The organism is Streptomyces sp. NPDC052064, assembly GCF_055585925.1.
The window spans coordinates 180,802-199,781 of sequence record NZ_JBVJJE010000013.1 but is presented as its reverse complement, the minus strand read 5'-3'; the positions used below and the strand labels follow the sequence as shown (position 1 = coordinate 199,781).

General features: G+C 70.4%; 15 protein-coding genes. 11 read left to right on the top strand and 4 right to left on the bottom strand.

Annotation, left to right across the window (positions count from 1 at the left end; genetic code table 11):
• The first annotated feature begins 2 nt into the window (after positions 1 to 2).
• From ACZ6TU_RS31570 to ACZ6TU_RS31555, 4 genes are all read left to right on the top strand, one after another.
• Complete coding sequence (locus ACZ6TU_RS31570) at positions 3 to 1,241, top strand: MFS transporter (RefSeq protein WP_467669271.1); 1,239 nt, start codon at positions 3 to 5, stop codon at positions 1,239 to 1,241.
• A 30-nt stretch (positions 1,242 to 1,271) separates the two neighbouring features.
• Positions 1,272 to 2,234, top strand: coding sequence for a 2,3-diaminopropionate biosynthesis protein SbnA (sbnA, locus tag ACZ6TU_RS31565; RefSeq protein ID WP_467669269.1), 963 nt, complete (start codon positions 1,272 to 1,274; stop codon positions 2,232 to 2,234).
• 36 nt (positions 2,235 to 2,270) lie between these two features.
• Complete coding sequence (gene sbnB / locus ACZ6TU_RS31560; protein ID WP_467669267.1) at positions 2,271 to 3,278, top strand: 2,3-diaminopropionate biosynthesis protein SbnB; 1,008 nt, start codon at positions 2,271 to 2,273, stop codon at positions 3,276 to 3,278.
• Positions 3,279 to 3,346: 68 nt separating this feature from the next.
• Positions 3,347 to 4,312, top strand: a complete 966-nt coding sequence (locus ACZ6TU_RS31555; protein ID WP_467669265.1) for an ornithine carbamoyltransferase — start codon at positions 3,347 to 3,349, stop codon at positions 4,310 to 4,312.
• A gap of 106 nt (positions 4,313 to 4,418) precedes the next feature.
• On the opposite strand, the gene hemE is transcribed toward ACZ6TU_RS31555, so the two are convergent.
• A complete protein-coding gene (hemE, locus tag ACZ6TU_RS31550) occupies positions 4,419 to 5,486 on the bottom strand; it encodes a uroporphyrinogen decarboxylase (protein ID WP_469552379.1) in 1,068 nt (355 codons plus the stop codon).
• Between the two features lie 101 nt (positions 5,487 to 5,587).
• On the opposite strand from hemE, the gene ACZ6TU_RS31545 reads away from it, so the two are divergent.
• From ACZ6TU_RS31545 to ACZ6TU_RS31535, 3 genes are all read left to right on the top strand, one after another.
• Entirely contained in the window at positions 5,588 to 6,262 is a 675-nt protein-coding gene (locus ACZ6TU_RS31545; RefSeq protein ID WP_469552377.1) for a DUF3000 domain-containing protein, read from the top strand.
• Positions 6,263 to 6,585: 323 nt separating this feature from the next.
• Complete coding sequence (locus ACZ6TU_RS31540; protein WP_003993737.1) at positions 6,586 to 7,248, top strand: response regulator transcription factor; 663 nt, start codon at positions 6,586 to 6,588, stop codon at positions 7,246 to 7,248.
• A gap of 186 nt (positions 7,249 to 7,434) precedes the next feature.
• Complete coding sequence (locus ACZ6TU_RS31535) at positions 7,435 to 8,724, top strand: ribonuclease D (protein ID WP_467669259.1); 1,290 nt, start codon at positions 7,435 to 7,437, stop codon at positions 8,722 to 8,724.
• Positions 8,725 to 8,779: 55 nt separating this feature from the next.
• Here the strand turns inward: ACZ6TU_RS31535 and ACZ6TU_RS31530 are convergent, their stop codons facing one another.
• Genes ACZ6TU_RS31530 through ACZ6TU_RS31520 form a run of 3 tightly spaced genes read right to left on the bottom strand, consistent with a single transcriptional unit; the run spans position 8,780 to position 11,870 of the window.
• Complete coding sequence (locus ACZ6TU_RS31530; protein ID WP_086605581.1) at positions 8,780 to 9,610, bottom strand: carbohydrate ABC transporter permease; 831 nt, start codon at positions 9,608 to 9,610, stop codon at positions 8,780 to 8,782.
• Complete coding sequence (locus ACZ6TU_RS31525) at positions 9,607 to 10,557, bottom strand: carbohydrate ABC transporter permease (RefSeq protein WP_467669257.1); 951 nt, start codon at positions 10,555 to 10,557, stop codon at positions 9,607 to 9,609. Before ACZ6TU_RS31525 ends, ACZ6TU_RS31530 begins: the two co-directional genes overlap by 4 nt.
• Positions 10,557 to 11,870 (bottom strand): ABC transporter substrate-binding protein, encoded by a 1,314-nt coding sequence (locus ACZ6TU_RS31520; protein ID WP_467669255.1) that lies wholly within the window; start codon positions 11,868 to 11,870, stop codon positions 10,557 to 10,559. The genes ACZ6TU_RS31525 and ACZ6TU_RS31520 overlap by 1 nt, the downstream gene beginning before the upstream one ends.
• A 163-nt stretch (positions 11,871 to 12,033) precedes the next feature.
• Between ACZ6TU_RS31520 and ACZ6TU_RS31515 the strand changes: the two genes are divergently transcribed.
• The 4 genes from ACZ6TU_RS31515 to ACZ6TU_RS31500 all read left to right on the top strand — a co-directional run bounded on the left by ACZ6TU_RS31515 (position 12,034) and on the right by ACZ6TU_RS31500 (position 18,888).
• On the top strand, positions 12,034 to 14,403 hold the full coding sequence (locus ACZ6TU_RS31515) for a glycoside hydrolase family 2 protein (RefSeq protein ID WP_469552374.1): 2,370 nt from the start codon (positions 12,034 to 12,036) through the stop codon (positions 14,401 to 14,403).
• Complete coding sequence (locus ACZ6TU_RS31510) at positions 14,400 to 15,437, top strand: LacI family DNA-binding transcriptional regulator (protein WP_469552372.1); 1,038 nt, start codon at positions 14,400 to 14,402, stop codon at positions 15,435 to 15,437. Before ACZ6TU_RS31515 ends, ACZ6TU_RS31510 begins: the two co-directional genes overlap by 4 nt.
• A gap of 107 nt (positions 15,438 to 15,544) precedes the next feature.
• Positions 15,545 to 16,762, top strand: a complete 1,218-nt coding sequence (locus tag ACZ6TU_RS31505; RefSeq protein WP_467669249.1) for a thiolase family protein — start codon at positions 15,545 to 15,547, stop codon at positions 16,760 to 16,762.
• Positions 16,759 to 18,888, top strand: coding sequence for a 3-hydroxyacyl-CoA dehydrogenase NAD-binding domain-containing protein (locus tag ACZ6TU_RS31500; protein WP_467669247.1), 2,130 nt, complete (start codon positions 16,759 to 16,761; stop codon positions 18,886 to 18,888). Before ACZ6TU_RS31505 ends, ACZ6TU_RS31500 begins: the two co-directional genes overlap by 4 nt.
• Positions 18,889 to 18,980 lie beyond the last annotated feature (92 nt).

Below are 18,980 nucleotides of genomic sequence, written 5' to 3'. Positions count from 1 at the left end.
TCTTGACCGGGACCTCGACGCAGGCCGCGCCACCCGGCACCACCGTGGCGCGGCCCCTGTTCAGTCCGTTCGCCGTCGTCGCGTCGTGCGTGGGCTTCGCCCTGATCGGGGCCCTGCAGGCGCTGTACGGTCCGGCGATCCCCGCGTTCCGCACCGAGTTCGGCCTGTCGCCGGCCGCCGCCGGGCTGAGCCTGAGCGCTCACTTCGTCGGCGGCGTGGCCGGTGTGCTGCTGCTCAACCGGGTGCACGGGCGGCTGGGCAACAGAACGCTGCTGTCCGCCTCGTACGCGCTGATGGCTCTCGGCGGGGCCGGCTTCGCGCTGGCCCCGGCCTGGCAGTGGGCGCTGGCCTGCGCGCTGGTGACCGGGGTGGGCTTCGGCGGCATCGACTACGGCCTCAACCAGCTGTTCTCGGTGGGGTTCGGCCGCCGCAGCCCGGCCATGCTCAACATCATCGGCGCGGCCTACGGCCTCGGTGCCGTGGGCGGTCCCGCGCTCCTGGGGCTGCTGGGCCCGGGCGAGTACCCGGCCGTCTTCGCCGGGTTCGCCGCGCTGTCCGCCGCACTGGTGCTGGCGCAGCGCGGCGTGCGCGAGGGCGGGGAGGCGCCCGACCCGCCGCCGTCCGACGAGAAAGGCGATGAGGGCGAGGGGAGCGAGGAGAGCGAGGCGGGGACTCCCGGGCTGCGGGCCTCGGTGGCCCTGGTCGTCTCGGTCTTCATCGTGCTGTACGTCCTGATGGTGGCGGTGGAGACCGGAGTCGGCGGCTGGGAGCCGACGCATCTGGAGTCCGTCGGGCACGACGCGGCGACCGCGGCCACGGCGACCTCGGCCTTCTGGCTGATGGTGACCGTGGGACGGCTGCTGGTCGCACCGCTGACGCTGCGCTGGTCCGTGCAGACGATCATGGTCGTCAGCTCCGTCGGCATGGTGGCCTGCCTCCTGCTCGCCCTCATCCCGGCGGCGGCGCCGTACGCGTACGCCGGTGTCGGCCTCTTCCACGCGCCGATCTTCCCCACGGGGCTGCCGTGGCTGTCCCGGGCGGTGCCGCGGGCGCGGCGGGCGGGAGCCTATGTGATCGCCGCCTCGATGATCGGCGGGGTGGCCGCCGGGCCGGTGCTGGGCAAGGGCATCGAACTGGCCGGTGTCGGCGCCGTACCGGTGCTGCTGGCCCTGCCCGCGGCCGGTTGTCTCGCGGCCACCTGGTGGCTGATCCGGGCCACCCGGGACCGCTCGCCGTCCTGAACCGCGAACTCGCTCACGTGAGAGGCTGTCATGCTGTACGAGAACGCCAGCGACGTCATACTCGACGATATTTTCCTCGGTCTCACCGGCTTCATCCCCGGAGTGGAACTCGCCCTGAAACTGGAGGGGCTGAACCCGGCCGGGTCGATCAAACTGAAAACGGCGGTGGGACTCGTGGAGGCCGCCGAGAACAGCGGCGCCCTCGTCCCCGGCGGCCATGTCATCGAGTCCTCGTCGGGCAACCTGGGCATCGCGCTCAGCTCGGTCTGCGCCGCCCGGGGATACGCCTTCACCTGCGTGGTGGACCCGAACACCTCGCAGCAGAGCAAGGCGCTGATGCGAGCCCTCGGAGCCGAGGTGGTCGTGGTCGGCGAACGCGACGCGCGCGGCGGCTATCTGCAGTCCCGCATCGACCACATCGCGGCGCGACTGCGCGAGCACCCCTCGCTGGTGTGGCCGAACCAGTACGCGAACCAGGCCAACCCCCAGGCGCACCACGACACGACCGCACCCTCGATCATCAAGCAGTTCCCCACGGTCGACCACCTGTTCGTCGGGGCGGGCACCACCGGGACGCTGATGGGCGTGGTCCGGTACTTCCGGCAGTACTCCCCGCACACCCGGATCGTCGCCGTGGACACGGAGGGGTCGATCACCTTCGGCTTCCCTCCGGGCCCCCGGCGCATCCCCGGACTCGGTACCAGCCGCCGGCCCGAGATCTTCCGTCCCGGCCAGGCCGACGAGACCGTCCTGGTGCCCGAGGCGGACGCGATCCGCATGTGCCGCCGGCTCGCGGCCGAACGGGGGCTGCTCCTCGGCGGATCGACCGGAGCGGTGCTGTCGGGTGTGCAGCGGCTGCACGTGGACATTCCCTCCGGGTCCCGGGTGGTGGCGATCTCCCCGGACAACGGCGACCGCTACCTCCAGACCGTCTACAGCGACGAATGGGTCCTCGACCACTACTCCCCCGCCGCCCTGGAAACGGCCGGCTGAACCGCGAACACCGTCTTGGGAGAACAGGAACAGAGCATGTTCGAATTCAGCGTCATAGGGGGCCGAACGGCCCGGCAGATCATCGCCGACCACCGTCCCGGCATCGTGAGCGAGGTCAGGGAGACCTACCTCACCCACCGGGCCGGGGACACGGTGAACCCGGACAGCTACTTCCTCCGCTTCCCGGAGAAGCCGGACAGCCGGATCATCGCCCTCCCCGCCTATCTCGGCGGCAAGCACGGGCTGGCGGGGATCAAGTGGATCTCCAGCTTCCCGCGCAACATCGAGCGGGGCGTTCCCCGCGCCTCGGCGGCCCTGCTGCTCAACGACTACACGACCGGCTACCCCTTCGCGGTGCTGGAGGCGTCCCAGATCAGCGCCGCCCGCACCGCGGCCTCCGCGGTGCTCGCCGCCGAGGTGCTCACGGGCGGCACCGCCGCCCGGCGGGTCCTCCTGGTGGGCGGCGGCATCATCGCCCGCAACATCACGGAGTTCTTCGCCGCCCGGGGCTGGACCTTCGACAGCCTCACGGTCCACGACCGCAGCCCGGAGTACGCCGCGGCGCTGGCCGACCACACCTCCACCCGGCTCGGGTACGCCTCGGAGGTGGGGTCCGACCTGCCGGCCGAGCTCGAGAAGGCCGACCTCGTCGTCCTCGCCACCACGGCCGCCGTGCCGCACATCGTCGACCCGGACTCCTTCGCCCCGGGCCAGGTGGTGCTGAACATCTCGCTGCGGGACATCGCGCCGGAGCTCATCGCGGAGTCGTACAACGTGGTCGACGACGTCGAGCACTGCCTCAAGGCCGACACCTCCGTGCACCTGGCCGAGCAGAAGTACGGCCACCGCGACTTCATCACCGGGACGCTGGCCGACGTCATGCGGGGGGACACCGTGGTGGGAGACGACAGGCCCGTGGTCTTCTCGCCGTTCGGACTCGGCGTCCTGGACCTCGCGGTCGGCGCCTTCGTCCACCAGAAGGCCGTGGAGACCAACGCCCACACGGTCGTCGAGGACTTCTTCGGGGAGACCCGGCGCTGGTGAGCCGCCGGCTCGCAGCCACCCGTCATCCGCTCGCGCCTGTCACCGCCCCTTCCGAAAGAGGACAAGCCATGCAGCCCGCCCGCTTCCTGCCAGGCCCGCCCGCTCCCCTTCCGGAGCGCGGGATCTTCTCCCTCGGCGAACTGACGTCCGAGACCGTGCACCGACTGGCGCGCCGCGCCTGCGACTTCCACGACGGCCCGGAGGCCGGCGGACGGCCGCTGGACGGCCGGACGGTCGGGGTCCTGTTCACCCGGACCTCCACCCGGACCCGCACCGCGTTCACGGCGGGCGCCATCAAACTCGGCGGTACGCCCGTGACGTTCGGTCCGGACGATCTCCAGACGAACACGGGCGAGTCGCTGACGGACACCGGTCGCGTGCTCGGTTCCATGCTGGACCTGCTGGTGGCCCGGACCGCGGGCCCGCTCCACGAGCTGCGCGCGCTCTCCGGCTCCGGAGGCATCCCGGTGATCAACGCCATGGCGACCGAGGAGCACCCCACCCAGGGCATCTGCGACCTGGCCACCATCTCCCTGGTCAGGGGCGGCCTCGAAGGCGTGAGCGTGCTGTACGTCGGAGAGGGCAACAACACGGCGACCGCCCTCGCCCAGGGGCTGTCGCACGTCCCCGGCTGCCGGGTCACCTTCGCCACCCCGCCCGGGTACGGGCTCCCCGCGGAGGTGCTGGAGGAGGCCGCCAAGCGCGGCGCCGAGCACGGCACGGAGGTGGTCGAGTCGCACTCCATGGACGAGCTGCCCGACCGGGTCGACTTCGTCTACACCACGCGCTGGCAGACGACCGGCACCAGCAAGGGCGACGCGCACTGGCGGCAGACGTTCCGCCCCTTCCACGTCGACGAGGCCCTCATGAACCGCTGGCCGGACGCCTGGTTCCTGCACGACCTGCCGGCGCACCGCGGTGAGGAGGTCGCGGCCGGGGTGCTGGACGGAGAGCGGTCCGTGGCCTGGATCCAGGCCCGGATGAAGCTCACCAGCGCCATGGCGGCACTCGAGTGGGCGGCCGGGACGGCCTGAGACCTCCGGTGCCGGGCGGGCCCGGGCCGTCAGCGGGCGGTGTACGTGTGAACGTACGCGACGAACCGGGCCGGCGTGTGCGTGCAGGCCTGAGCCCCGGGCCGCGTCAGCGCGCCGTGTGCGTGTGGACGTACTCCACCAGCCGCGTCAGCGCGTCCGGGTCCGTGGACGGCATGACGCCGTGGCCGAGGTTGAAGACGTGGCCCTCCAGGTTCGCGGCCGTGTCCAGTACCTCACGGGTCTTGGTCTCGACAGCCTCCGTCGTGGCGAAGAGCACCGTCGGGTCGAGGTTGCCCTGGAGTGCCTTGCCGGGGCCGACGCGGCGGGCGGCCTCGTCCAGCGGGACGCGCCAGTCGACACCGACGACGTCCGCGCCGGCCTCGCCCATGAGCCGAAGCAGCTCGCCGGTGCCGACGCCGAAGTGGATGCACGGGACGCCGTAACCGGCCACGGCCTCGAAGACCTTCGCCGACGCGGGCAGCACCGAGCGGCGGTAGTCGACGGGGGCCAGCGCACCGGCCCAGGAGTCGAACAGCTGGACCGCCGAGGCGCCCGCCTCGATCTGCACCTTCAGGAACACGGCGGTGATGTCCGCGAGGCGGTCGAGCAGGTCGGCCCACAGCTCGGGGTCGCCGTACATCATCGCCTTGGCGTTCTCGTACGTGCGGGACGGGCCGCCCTCGACGAGGTAGCTGGCGAGGGTGAAGGGGGCGCCGGCGAAGCCGATCAGCGGCGTGCTGCCGAGCTCTCGGGTGAGCAGGCCGATGGCCTCGGTGACGTAGGAGACGTCCTCGGGGGTCAGGTCGCGCAGCTGGGCGAGGTCCGCCCGGGTGCGGATCGGGCGCTCGACGACCGGGCCGACGCCGGGCTTGATGTCGAGGTCGATACCGATGGCCTTGAGCGGGACGACGATGTCGCTGAAGTAGATCGCCGCGTCGACGCCGTGCCGGCGCACCGGCTGGAGCGTGATCTCGGTGACCAGCTCGGGCCGCATGCAGGACTCGAGCATCGGAATGCCCTCGCGCACCTTGCGGTACTCCGGCAGTGAGCGCCCGGCCTGCCGCATGAACCACACCGGCGTGTGCGGCACGGGCTCGCGTCGGCAGGCCTTGAGGAAGGCTGAGTCGTACGTGGCGGACGGCTGCTGGGCCCGGGGGGCGTCGTTGGCACTCACGGGCCAAGTTTCGCACGCTCGCGATGGGCGTGATTCAGCCCCTGGAGAGGCGCGGGGTGTCTAGCCCGGCACCTGGGCTCAGGTCCCCGTAACCTTCCCGCATGGCTGCGGCTCAGGGACGACTGTCGGACGGCGCTGGCGGAATGGACGAAGCGAAGGACACCGAGAAAGACCGGCGGGAGGCGGACACCGTTCCGCTGCCCTTCCGGGCCGCCGTCGACGCGCTCATGGCGGCGCGGCTGCGGCCCCAGATCGAGGTCGAGCCGACGCGCCCGCCGCAACGGCTCGCTCCCCACACCTACGCGCTGGAGGCCGCGGTCGTCGACGGCGACCAGGACCTGGCCGACGGCCGGCTGGTGCTGCTGCACGACCCGGCGGGACACGAGGCCTGGCAGGGCACGTTCCGGCTGGTGACACTGGTGCGCGCGGAACTGGAGCAGGAGATGGCCGCGGACCCGCTGCTGCCGGAGGTGTGCTGGTCCTGGCTGACCGGTGCCCTCCAGACGCGCGGGCTGACGTACGGGGAGCCGAGCGGCACCGTCACGCGGGCGAGCTCGCACTACTTCGGCGGTCTGTCCGCGCGCCCGACCGCCTCGCAGATCGAGATCCGTGCCTCGTGGACGCCGCGCGAAGGCCTGGGCGGGGTCCCGGACACGGCCGCGCACCTGGCGTCCTGGTGCGATCTGCTCGCCCAGGTCGCGGGGCTGCCGCCGGCCGAGCCGGGGGACGCGTCGGTGGTGACGCTGCCCCAGCGGCGAGGACCGCAGTCCCGCTGATCGAACCTGTTGCGACCCCGTACTGATCGAACCTGTACGGGGCGGTCAACGCTGCCCTGTCGACGATCACACCTGCGTCCCTCTCTTGGCCGAATCACTTTGTCGATACGGCCACTTTCGACCGTGTACCGACGCAGACCGAAACCGTTCGACCTTCGAATGATCGACCGCGTGTCCGAATCGCACGGATTGTTATCACTGATTCGTGATCATTCTCTAAAGGCGGACGGGTTGGGTGCCGAAGACGACTGTGACCTTGAAAGCACGGTTCGTCCCGGCTTCACCCCCACGAGCCGGCCCCGTCCCGCACCCCAGGAGGCCTGGTGTCCGTTCTCCTCGAGCAGCCCGCAAGCCTGGTCGCCTACCGCCCGAACAAGCCGACCGCCATGGTGGTCGTGGCCGACCCGCGCGTCCGTTCCACCGTCACCCGCCACCTGTGGGCGCTCGGTGTGCGCGATGTGATCGAGGCCTCGTCCATCGCGGAGGCTCGTCCCCGCATCGGCAACCCCCGCGACATCTGCGTCGCCGACGTCCACCTGCCGGATGGCTCCGGCCTCACCCTGCTGTCCGAAACCCGCGCCGCGGGCTGGCCCAACGGGCTCGCCCTCTCCGCCGCCGACGACATCGGCGCCGTTCGCAACGCCCTCGCGGGCGGCGTGAAGGGCTACGTCGTCACCGGCACCCGTACCAACGTCGGACTCCCCACCCGGCCGGGCGCCGCTCCCATCGGCGCCGCCGCCGCCCGCCTGCACCGCCGCCCCCCGGGTGCCCCGAGCCACCCGGGCGGCTACCGCGAGCTGTCCGGCCGCGAGGTCGAGGTCCTGCGACTGGTCGCGGAAGGCCAGTCGAACAAGGCGATCGGCGTCTCGATGGGCCTGTCCGCGCTGACCGTCAAGAGCCACCTCGCCCGGATCGCACGCAAGCTCGGCACGGGCGACCGCGCCGGGATGGTCGCGGTGGCGCTGCGGACCGGAATCATCCACTGAACCGCTCCACGATGACCCTTTGTGATCATTCATTCACGTGAACGGGACAGGCCGCGAGTCCCGTGCATGTCACTCACCGTTCGTGAACCCGCCGCTTCCCCGACCTGACTGGTTTGCGACCCTCGGGCGCCCGTCGACGGAACGTTCCGTCGACGGGCGCTGTCCATACATGGATACCCTTGACATGTGACCGACGCCCACGAGACCGCAGCAGACAGCTCACTGCGAACCACCGGAGGCGCCCCTCCGGACGACGGCGGATCTTCTGCTACGGAGGCGCCGATCCCTTTGCTGGAACCGCGTGAGGGCATTCCGCCCGTGATCGCGGACGAGACCGCCCTGGCCCGGGTGATCGCCGCCTTCGAGGCGGGCTCCGGCCCGGTTGCCGTCGACGCCGAGCGAGCCTCCGGCTACCGCTACGGCCAGCGCGCCTACCTGGTTCAGCTGCGCCGCCAGGGCGCCGGGACGGCTCTGATCGACCCCGTCGCCTGCCCCGACCTGTCCGCCCTGGGCGAGGCCCTGTCCGGCGTCGAGTGGGTGCTGCACGCCGCCACCCAGGACCTGCCCTGCCTGCGCGAGATAGGCATGGTGCCGACGCGGCTGTTCGACACCGAGCTGGCCGGGCGGCTCGCCGGGTTCCCCCGGGTCGGCCTCGGCGCGATGGTCGAGGGCGTCCTCGGTTTCGTCCTGGAGAAGGGGCACTCCGCCGTCGACTGGTCGACCCGGCCCCTGCCGGAGCCCTGGCTGCGGTACGCGGCGCTCGATGTCGAGCTGCTCGTCGACCTGCGCGACGCGCTGGAGAAGGAGCTGGACCGGCAGGGCAAGCTGGACTGGGCCCGCCAGGAGTTCGACGCGATCGCCTCGGCCCCGCCGCCGGAGCCGCGCAAGGACCCCTGGCGGCGTACGTCCGGCATGCACAAGGTGCGCCGGCGCCGGCAGCTGGCCGTCGTGAGGGAGCTGTGGCAGACCCGGGACCGGATCGCGCAGCGGCGGGACGTCTCGCCCGGCAAGGTGCTCGGGGACGCGGCGATCGTGGAGGCCGCGCTGGCGATTCCGGCCAACGTGCACGCGCTGGCCGCGCTGAACGGTTTTGGACACCGGGTGGGCAAGCGGCAGCTGGAGCAGTGGCAGGCGGCCGTGGACCGGGCGAAGGCGTTGAGCGAGGCGCAGTTGCCGCAGCCGGGGCAGCCGGTGACGGGGCCTCCGCCGCCGCGGGCCTGGGCCGACAAGGATCCTGTCGCCGCGGCTCGGTTGTCCGCGGCCCGGGCCGGGGTTTCGGCGCTGGCGGAGCAGCTCGACATGCCGCAGGAGAATCTGATCACGCCGGATACGGTTCGGCGGGTTTGCTGGGAGCCGCCGGCGGTGGTGGATGCCGAGTCTGTGGGGGCTGCGCTGACGGCTCATGGCGCGCGACAGTGGCAGGTCGAGCAGGTGACGCCCGTGTTGGTGGAGGCTCTGTCCGTCAAGGAGGCCTAGCCGCCGTAGACCTTCTCGTCGTACGGCGGCTGCGCACCTCCGAGAGGCAGGCCTCCTACTTCGTCGCGCCCCGCGTGAAACCGTTGTAGATGAACCGCTGGAGGAACAGGAAGACGATCAGCGTCGGGACGATGACGAGGATCGCGCCTGCCGAGATGGTCTCCCAATGGGCTCCGAAGGGGCCCTTGAAGCGGAACAGGGACGTCGAGATCACGCCAAGATCTTCGGAGGGCATGTAGAGGAAGGGGATGTAGAAGTCGTTGTAGACGTTGATCCCCTTCACGATCACGACCGTCGCGATCGCGGGCTTGAGCAGCGGGAAGATGACCTTCCGGTAGACCGTGAAGGCGTTGGCGCCATCGATGCGGGCCGACTCGTCCAGTGAGACGGGGATGGACCGTACGAACTGCAGGAAGATGTAGATCGACACGATGTCCGTGCCCATGTAGAGCGCGACCGGCGCCCAGAGGCTGTCGAACATCCCGAGGCTGTTGACGATCTGGAAGGTCGCCACCTGGGTCGTCACCCCCGGCACCAGCGCGGCGACCAGGAAAAGGGCCAGGACCAGCTTCCGGAAGCGGAACCGGAAGCGGTCGATGGCGTACGCCGTCATCGAGCCGATGAGGACCGTGCCCCCGATGGCGACGACCAGGATGACCGCCGTGTTGCCGAATGCCGAGAGCATCCGGCCGTCCTGGAACGCCGTCACGTAGTTGTCGAAGTTGAGCGGGTCGTCGGGCAGCGTGAGGGCACCGCTGTCGTCCGCCATCTCCCCGGAGGTCTTCAGCGAGGTCAGGAAGACCACGGTGAGCGGCAGGAGCACGACCAGCGTCGCGAGGACCAGGGACAGGTACACGAGGGCACGGGCCACGGCACGGCGCGTCATACGAGATCCACCTTGTCGTCCGGGACGAGGCGCCGCTGCACCCAGGTCACCGCCAGGATGATCAGCAGCAGTACGACGGCCGCCGCCGAGGCGAGGCCCGTCTTGTTGAACTGGAAGGCCAGCTTCACGGTCTGGATCACGAAGGTCTCGGTGCCGGTCGCGCCGCCGGTCATGATGTACGGGATCTCGAAGACGGACAGCGACCCGGAGACGGACAGGATCACCGACAGGCTCAGCACGGGCCGGATGCCGGGCGCGATGATGTGGCGGAACTGCTGCCAGCGGTTCGCCCCGTCCAGTTCGGCCGCCTCGTACAGCTCTCCCGGGATGGACTGGATCGCGCCGAGGAAGAGGACGAAGTTCAGGCCCAGGTAGCGCCAGACGGAGACGCCGGCGAGGGAGACGTTGGCCGAGGTGGGGGTACCGAGCCAGGCGCGGTCGCCGTCGTAGCCGAAGAGGCCCAGGATCGCGTCGAGGGTGCCGCCGTCCTGGAAGAAGTACAGGAAGACGAAGCCGATCGCGACGCCGTTGATCAGGTACGGGAAGAAGAGCACGCCCTTGAAGAAATTGCGGAAGCGGACGTTGAAGCTCAGGACGGTGGCGAAGTAGAGGGCGGCGGCGATCTGCACCACGGACGCGGCGAGGTAGTAGCCGCTGACGAAGAACACCTCGAACAGCTCGGGGCGGGTGAAGAGTTCGGCGTAGTTCTCGGCGCCCGTGTAGCGCAGCTCGGGGCTGACTCCGTCCCAGTCGGTGAAGCTGTACGCGACCATGTTGACGATCGGCGCGTAGGTGAAGGCGGTCAGGAGGACGAGCGGGGCGATCAGGAACAGCCAGGGGGTCACGCCCCGCCACCGCCGCGGCCTGCGCAGAGGGCCCGGCGGTTCGGGCCCGGCGGGCGCGGCCGGTGGGACCGGCCGCGCCGCCTTCCGGGTGGTGTCGGTCATCAGGACCCCAGGTTCTTCTGCGCCTCGGTCCACTTCTCGCCGAGCCCGGTCAGGAAGTCGTCCAGGCTGCCCTTGCGGGCACCGCGGGCGAGGTCGACGAGCTCCTGGCGGTAGTCGGGCTTGTAGATGCCGACCTCGGACTGGTTGTCGATGGACTTGACCTCGGCGCCCTTGGTGTCGTCGATGTCGAGGAGCTTCACGCCCGCTGCCTCGTAGGGCTTGAGGATGTCGGGCAGCGGGGCGTTCTTGAGGGGCGAGAGGGCGAGGTTGGCGTCCGCGTAGCCGGACTTGTCGGTGAACCAGTCGATCCAGGCGCGGGCGGCGGCCTTGTGCTCGGAGTGGACGTTGACGGCCTGGCTGTAGTCGGGCGACGTCACCGCGCAGAACGTGTCGTTCTTCTGGGCGGGGAACGGCATGAAGCCGATGTCGGCCGGGTCGGTGCCCGCCTGCTTCGCCGCGTCCTGCATCTGCACGATCGCCCAGGAGCCGAGCCACATCGTGGCGATCTCGCCCTTGGCCAGGCGGGGTTTCGACGCTTCCCAGTTGGTGGTCGTCGGGTCCTTCTCGATCAGGTCCGAGTTCACGATGTCGTAGAGCAACTGGTCGCCGACGCGCAGGTCGGCGCCTTCCGCCCAGGGGTTGCCCTCGGCGAGCCGGGTGGTGGCCTGGGTGTCGCAGCCGACCGAGCCCCTGACGTCCGTCCACTGGGTCAGCGGCCACTTGTCCTTGAAGTTGGTGTAGTACGGGACCGCGTCCGTCTTGGACTTGATGGCCTTGAGGTCGTCGAGGAACTCGGCCGGGGTGGTGGGCCAGTCGGTGACTCCGGCCGTGTTCCACACCTTCTTGTTGTAGACGAAGCCCGGGACCACACCGATCGGGCTCTGCCCGTAGACCTTGCCCCGCACGGTGGAGTAGTCGGTGAAGCGGTACTTCTTGCTCCGCTCGGCCTGGGTGCCGAGGGAGGCGAAGAACTTCGGGTAGTCCTTCTTCTCGATCACGGCCGGGATCATGAGGACGTCGCCGTAGTTCTCCGTGTTCATACGGATCTTGACCTCGCCCTCGTAGTCGGTGAGGCCCTCGAACTCCACCTTCACCTTGGGGTAGGTCTTGTTGAACTCGGCGGCGTACTTCTTCATCGTCCCGTCCTGCACGAGGTCGGTCCGGTGGGTGAGGACGGTGATGGTTCCCTCGACCTTGGCGGGATCGTCGGGCGCGTCGGCATCCGCGCCCTTGGAGGTGCCTCCGGTGCCGGTACAGCCCGAGGCCAGCAGGGCTGCGCCCACGGAGAGGGCGAGGACGGTACGGCGGTTCATGTGCATCAGCTCCGTTCGCGGAGAGGAACTCGGGACGGAAGAGCACGTGCGGTATGGCTGGTTCGGCACTCTGACAGCGCTTTCTCAACCGGTAAAGTCCCATTCCCGCCAAGGATGCGAAACCTGTACACGACTCTTCACTGGACCGGTTAAGGGAGTGCGCATGCTGGAGGCCACACCGCTCGGCGACGGATGGATCCTGCGGCACGAGTCGGATCCGCTGCCGGCCTCCGTGCCGGGCTGCGTGCACACCGACCTGATGGCGGCCGGGGTGATCCCGGACCCGTTCCTGGGCCAGGGCGAGTCCGAGGTGGCATGGGTGGGGCGCCGGGACTGGACGTACGAGCGCGAGCTCACGAGCGCGTCCGCGCAGGAGCAGACCGACCTGGTCTTCGACGGGCTCGACACCGTCGCCGAGATCTCCCTGGACGGGCGGCTGCTGGGCAAGGTGCGGAACATGCACCGCTCGTACCGGTTCGATGTGACGGGGATGTCCGGGCGGCTGTCCGTGCGGTTCGTCTCCGCCTACGCCGAGGCCGAGGCCGTGCGGGGGCAGCTGGGCGAGCGCCCCGGCGCCTACGCCGAGCCCTACCAGTACCTGCGCAAGATGGCCTGCTCCTTCGGCTGGGACTGGGGGCCGACCCTGGTGACGGCCGGGATCTGGCGGCCGGTGCGCCTGGAGCACTGGTCGACGGCCCGGATCGCCCGGGTGCGTCCGCTGGTCACCGTCGACGAGGGGGTGGGCGTCGTCGAGTTGGCCGTGGACGTCGAGCGCACCCGGGTCGAGGCACCGCTCACCCTGGAGGCGACGGTGGGCGGGGTTCGGGCCCGGGCGGAGCTCGACGGGGCGGGCGGGGTCGTACGGCTCCGCGTCCCGGACGTCCGGCTGTGGTGGCCGCGCGGTTACGGCGAACAGCCGCTGTACAACGTCGAGTTGCGGCTGCTGCACGGCGACGACGCGCTGGACGTGTGGCGGCGGCGGATCGGCTTCCGGACCGTGGAACTGGATCGACGGCCCGACGCGCACGGCACCGGGTTCACCCTCGTCGTCAACGGCGAGCGGCTCTTCGCCCGGGGCGTCAACTGGATCCCCGACGACGTCTTCCCGTCCCGGATCACCCGCGAGCGCTACCGGGAGCGGCTGGAGCAGGCGGCCGAGGCGGGCGTGGACCTCGTGCGGATCTGGGGTGGCGGGATCTACGAGAGCGAGGACTTCTACGACGCCTGCGACGAACTCGGGCTGCTGGTCTGGCAGGACTTCCCGTTCGCGTGCGCGGCGTACCCGGAGGAACAGCCGCTGCGCGGTGAGGTGGAGGCCGAGGCGCGGGAGAACGTCGTACGGCTGATGCCGCATCCGTCGCTGGTGCTGTGGAACGGCAACAACGAGAACCTGTGGGGCTTCCGGGACTGGGGTTGGGAGCCGCGGCTGGCCGGTGACTCCTGGGGCGAGGGGTACTACCTGGGTGTACTGCCGCGCGTGGTGGCCGAGTTGGATCCGACGCGGCCGTACGCGGCGGGGAGTCCCTGGTCCGGGTCATGGGACCGGCATCCCAACGACCCGGCGCACGGCACGCACCACTCCTGGGAGGTGTGGAACCGTGAGGACTACGCCGACTACCGGCTGAGTGTGCCCCGGTTCGTCGCCGAGTTCGGCTGGCAGGCGCCGCCCGCGTACGCCACGCTGCGGCGGGCGCTGCCCGGGGAGGAGCTCGCGCCGGACTCCCCCGGCATGCTGCACCACCAGAAGGCCGACGACGGCAACGGGAAGCTGGAGCGTGGGCTGGCGCGGCATTTCGCCGTACCGGAGGGGGACTTCGACCGCTGGCACTACCTGATGCAGGTCAACCAGGCGCGTGCGGTCGCGGCCGGGATCGAGCACTGGCGCTCGCACTGGCCGGTGTGTGCGGGCACGGTCGTCTGGCAGCTCAACGACTGCTGGCCGGTGACCTCCTGGGCGGCGATCGACGGGGACGGGCGGGAGAAGCCGCTGTACCACGAGCTGAGGCGGCTGTACGCGGATCGGTTGCTGACGCTCCAGGCACGGGACGGCGGGCTGGTGCTGGCCGCCGTCAACCAGGCGGCCGGGGACTGGACGTCGACGCTGACCCTGCGACGGATGTCCGTCGAGGGTGAGGTGCTGGGGCAGGTGGCCGTGGAACTGGCGGTCGGGGGGCGGACAGTGGCGCGTGTCGATGTTCCGCGCGAGCTGACGCCCGACGGGCCGGAGGAGTTTCTGGTCGCCGACGCGGACGGGCTGCGAGCGGTGCACTTCCCGGTGCCGGACCGTGAGGTGCCTCTTCCCGGGCCGGAGTTCGAGGTCGCGCTCGCCCCGGACGGCATCACCGTGACCGCCCGAACCCTGGTGCGGGACCTGCTGCTCCAGGCCGACCGGCTGGATCCGGAAGCGCGGGCCGACCGGGGACTGGTCACGCTGCTGCCGGGCGAAGAGGTGACCATCGGGGTGCGCGGCTGGAAGACCCCGGACGCGGAGAGTGCTCGTTCGGCCCTGTACTGCGTGGAGCCCACCCGATGACGGCAACGCCGACTCCCCGCGTCACCATCAAGGACGTCGCCGCGCGCGCGGGCGTGTCCAAGGGTGCCGTGTCGCTCGCGTTCAACCACAAGCCCGGGCTGTCGGAGGCGACCCGGGACCGGATCTTCCGGGCGGCACGGGAGCTGGGCTGGGCGCCGAACCTCACGGCGCGGACGCTGGCCGGTTCGCGCGTGGACGTCGTGGGGCTCGCGGTGTGCCGGCCGGCGCGGGTGCTCGGGCTCGAACCCTGGTACATGGAGTTCGTCTCGGGCGTGGAGAGTGTCCTGGCCGAACACTCCTCCTCCCTGTTGCTGAGACTGGTACGGAACCTGGACGAGGAGGTGGGGGTCCAGGAGTCGTGGTGGCGTGGGCGGCAGATCGGCGGGTCGATCCTCGTCGACTTCCGGGCCGACGATCCCCGGGTGGGCCTGGTGGAGCGGCTCGGGCTGCCGGTGGTCGCCGTGGGGCATCCCTCGCTGACCGGGGGGCTCACCTCCGTGTGGACCGACGACGCGACGGCCGTGACGGAGGCGGTGCGGTATCTCGCGGCGCTGGGGCACCGGCGGATCGCCCGGGTGGGCGGGGCGGCGACCCTCGGGCACACCGCGATCCGGACGGCGGCGTTCGACGAGGCGGCGGGGGCGCTGGCGCTGGCCGGGGCGTGGCAGGTGGCGACGGACTTCTCCGGGGACGCGGGGGCTCGGGCGACGCGGTCGCTGCTGACGGCTGCGCCGCCGGATCGGCCGACGGCGATCGTGTACGACAACGACATCATGGCGGTGGCGGGGTTGTCGGTGGCGGCGGAGATGGGGTTGCGGGTGCCGGAGGATGTGTCGCTGCTGGCGTGGGACGACTCGCAGCTGTGCCGGCTGACGCATCCGACCCTGTCCGCGATGAGTCATGACGTGCATGGGTTCGGGGCGGAGGTGGCTCGGACGTTGTTCGGGCTGATCACCGGGGATGGGGCGACTGGGTCGCATCCCGTACCGACTCCGGTGTTGACGCCTCGGGGGTCCACAGCGCCGCCTCGGTGAGATGTGACGTTCGCCGCTCGCCATGTCAGGACTGGGCAGCTACGTTACTCATAAGTAGCATGGGATGAGCAAGCGCTCAGCGTCCTGGACCCTGGAGGAGAGCCATCGTGCCTCGTACCGTCAGGGACGTCGTCTTCGTAGACGGCGTCCGCACCCCGTTCGGCAAGGCGGGCCCGAAGGGCATCTACCACGAGACCCGTGCCGACGATCTCGTCGTGAAGGCGATCCGGGAGCTGCTGCGCCGCAACCCCGGTCTCGACCCGAAGAAGATCGACGAGGTCGCCATCGCCGCGACCACGCAGATCGGTGACCAGGGCCTCACCATCGGCCGTACCGCGGGGATCCTCGCCGGTCTGCCGCAGTCCGTCCCGGGTTACTCCATCGACCGCATGTGCGCGGGCGCCCTGACGGCCGTGACCACGGTCGCCGGTTCCGTCGCCTTCGGTGCCTACGACGTCGCCATCGCCGGTGGTGTCGAGCACATGGGCCGTCACCCCATGGGCGAGGGCGTCGACCCGAACCCGCGGTTCGTCAGCGAGAAGCTGGTCGACGAGTCGGCCCTGTTCATGGGCATGACCGCGGAGAACCTGCACGACCGTTACCCGCAGATCACCAAGCTGCGCGCCGACGAGTACGCCGTGCGCTCCCAGGAGAAGGCCGCCAAGGCGTACGCCAACGGCAAGATCCAGGCCGACCTGGTACCGATCTCCGTACGCCGCACCTCCCCCGAGGCCGGCGAGACGGGCTGGGGCCTGGTCACCGCCGACGAGCCGATGCGCCCGGGCACGACCCTGGAGAACCTCTCCGGCCTGAAGACCCCGTTCCGTGTGCACGGCCGGGTCACCGCCGGTAACGCGGCCGGTCTGAACGACGGCGCCACCGCCTCGGTCATCGCCTCCGAGGACTTCGCGCGGGAGCACGACCTCCCCGTGAAGATGCGCCTGGTCTCCTACTCCTTCGCGGGCGTCGAGCCGGAGGTCATGGGCTACGGCCCGATCCCGGCGACGGAGAAGGCGCTGGCCCAGGCGGGCCTGTCGATCTCCGACATCGGCCTGTTCGAGATCAACGAGGCCTTCGCCGTCCAGGTCCTGGCCTTCCTCGACCACTACGGCATCGCCGACGACGACGAGCGCGTCAACCAGTACGGCGGCGCCATCGCCTTCGGCCACCCGCTGGCCTCCTCGGGCGTCCGCCTGATGACGCAGCTGGCGCGCCAGTTCGAGGAGCAGCCGCACGTCCGCTACGGCCTGACGACCATGTGCGTCGGCTTCGGCATGGGCGCGACGGTCATCTGGGAGAACCCGCACTTCGAGGGGGACAAGTGAGCACCACCGCCGAGCTTCTGAAGCAGGCTTCCGAGCTGTTCCCGGACGAGGTCGTCACGAGTGCGCACGTACGCCACTTCGACCTCCCCCTGGGTGCCGGGCGCTTCGCCCTGATCACCCTGGACAACGGCCACGACCACACCAAGCCGACCACCTTCGGCCCGGCCTCGCTGGCGAACCTGAACACCGCCATCGACCAGGTCGAGAAGGAGGCCGCGGACGGCGAGATCATCGGTGTCGGCATCACCGGCAAGCCGTTCATCTTCGCGGTCGGTGCCGACCTCAAGGGCGTGGAGATCCTCAAGGAGTACGAGCACGCGCTCGCCATCGGCAAGGGCGGCCACGAGGTCTTCAAGCGGCTGTCCAAGCTGGCCGTGCCGACCTTCGCGTACTACAACGGCGCCGCGATGGGCGGTGGCGTCGAGGTCGGTCTGCACTGCACCTACCGCACCGTCTCCGCCGCCCTCCCGGCGTTCTCGCTGCCCGAGGTCTTCCTCGGCCTGGTCCCGGGCTGGGGCGGCTGCACGCTGCTGCCGAACCTGATCGGCCCCGAGAAGGCCGTCTCGGTGATCATTGAGAACAGCCTCAACCAGAACAAGCAGCTCAAGGGCAAGCAGGTCTACGAGCTCGGGATCGCCGACGCGATCTTCGAGGGCGCGGACTTCCTGGAGCAGTCGCTGATCTGGACCGCGGCCGTCCTCAAGGGCGAGCTGGAGATCGAGCGCCCGGTGATCGACCGCGGCGAGGCCTGGGACCAGGCCGTCGCCAAGGGCCGCTTCATCGCGGACTCCAAGGTGCACGGCGCCGCCCCGGCCGCCTACCGCGCCCTGGACATCATCGCCGCCGCCAAGAACGGCGACCTCCAGCAGGGCTACGACGCCGAGGACAAGGCGCTCGCCGACCTCATCATGGGCGGTGAACTGCGCTCCGGCATCTACGCCTTCAACCTGGTGCAGAAGCGCGGCAAGCGCCCCGCCGGCGCCCCGGACAAGTCCCTGGCCCGCCCGGTCACCAAGGTCGGTGTCGTCGGCGCCGGTCTGATGGCCAGCCAGCTCGCCCTGCTGTTCCTGCGCCGCCTGGAGGTGCCGGTCGTGCTGACCGACATCGACCAGGAGCGCGTAGACAAGGGTGTGGGCTACGTCCACGCCGAGATCGACAAGCTGCTCGGCAAGGGCCGTATCAACCAGGACAAGGCCAACCGCCTCAAGGGGCTGGTGACCGGTGTCCTGGACAAGGCCGAGGGCTTCGCGGACGCGGACTTCATCATCGAGGCCGTGTTCGAGGAGATGGGCGTCAAGCAGAAGGTGTTCGCGGAGGTCGAGGCGGTCGCCCCGGCGCACGCGATCCTGGCCACCAACACCTCCTCGCTGTCGGTGTCGGAGATGGCGGCGAAGCTGAAGCACCCCGAGCGGGTCGTCGGCTTCCACTTCTTCAACCCGGTCGCCGTGCTGCCGCTGCTGGAGATCGTCCGCGGCGAGCAGACCGACGACGCCTCGCTCGCCACGGCGTTCGGCGTCGCCAAGAAGCTGAAGAAGACCGCGGTGCTCGTGAAGGACGCCCCGGCGTTCGTCGTGAACCGCATCCTGACCCGCTTCATGGGCGAGATCCAGAACATCATCGACGAGGGCACCCCCGTCGAGGTCGCCGAGAAGGGCGTCGAGCCGCTCGGTCTGCCGATGTCGCCGCTGGTCCTGCTGGAGCTGGTCGGCCCGGCGATCGGCCTGCACGTCTCCGAGACGCTCAACCGGGCGTTCCCGGACCGCTTCACGGTCTCCCCGAACCTCAAGGCGGTCGTCGAGGCGGGCAAGCGCGGCTTCTACGTCTACGACAGCGGCAAGCCCGAGCTGGACCCGGAGGTCGCCGCGCTGCTGAAGCAGGGCGACAGCGTCCTGACGGAGGAGCAGGTTCGCACGCGCGTGCTGGACGCCGTGGCGCAGGAGATCGGGCTCATGCTCGACGAGGGCGTCGTCGCCGAGGCGCAGGACATCGACCTGTGCCTGATCACGGGCGCCGGCTGGCCGTTCCACCTGGGCGGCATCACGCCGTACCTGGACCGCGAGGGCGTCTCCGAGCGGGTCAACGGCAAGAGGTTCCTGGCGCAGGGCGTGGCGAGCGTCCCCGCGTAACGCGTAACCCTTGAGGGGGGGTGGGGCGTACGGTAACGATCCGGACGCCCCGCCCCCCTTTTTTGTTTGCATGCCGTCACAGCCACGGCCGC

Bases quoted from the DNA above. Each gene is read 5' to 3' on its own strand.
- ACZ6TU_RS31515 (WP_469552374.1), top strand. From the start codon at position 12,034: ATGCTGGAGGCCACACCGCTCGGCGACGGATGGATCCTGCGGCACGAG.
- ACZ6TU_RS31530 (WP_086605581.1), bottom strand. From the start codon at position 9,610: ATGACGCGCCGTGCCGTGGCCCGTGCCCTCGTGTACCTGTCCCTGGTC.
- ACZ6TU_RS31525 (WP_467669257.1), bottom strand. From the start codon at position 10,557: ATGACCGACACCACCCGGAAGGCGGCGCGGCCGGTCCCACCGGCCGCG.
- sbnA (WP_467669269.1), top strand. From the start codon at position 1,272: ATGCTGTACGAGAACGCCAGCGACGTCATACTCGACGATATTTTCCTC.
- ACZ6TU_RS31520 (WP_467669255.1), bottom strand. From the start codon at position 11,870: ATGAACCGCCGTACCGTCCTCGCCCTCTCCGTGGGCGCAGCCCTGCTG.
- ACZ6TU_RS31555 (WP_467669265.1), top strand. From the start codon at position 3,347: ATGCAGCCCGCCCGCTTCCTGCCAGGCCCGCCCGCTCCCCTTCCGGAG.
- ACZ6TU_RS31545 (WP_469552377.1), top strand. From the start codon at position 5,588: ATGGCTGCGGCTCAGGGACGACTGTCGGACGGCGCTGGCGGAATGGAC.
- ACZ6TU_RS31510 (WP_469552372.1), top strand. From the start codon at position 14,400: ATGACGGCAACGCCGACTCCCCGCGTCACCATCAAGGACGTCGCCGCG.
- sbnB (WP_467669267.1), top strand. From the start codon at position 2,271: ATGTTCGAATTCAGCGTCATAGGGGGCCGAACGGCCCGGCAGATCATC.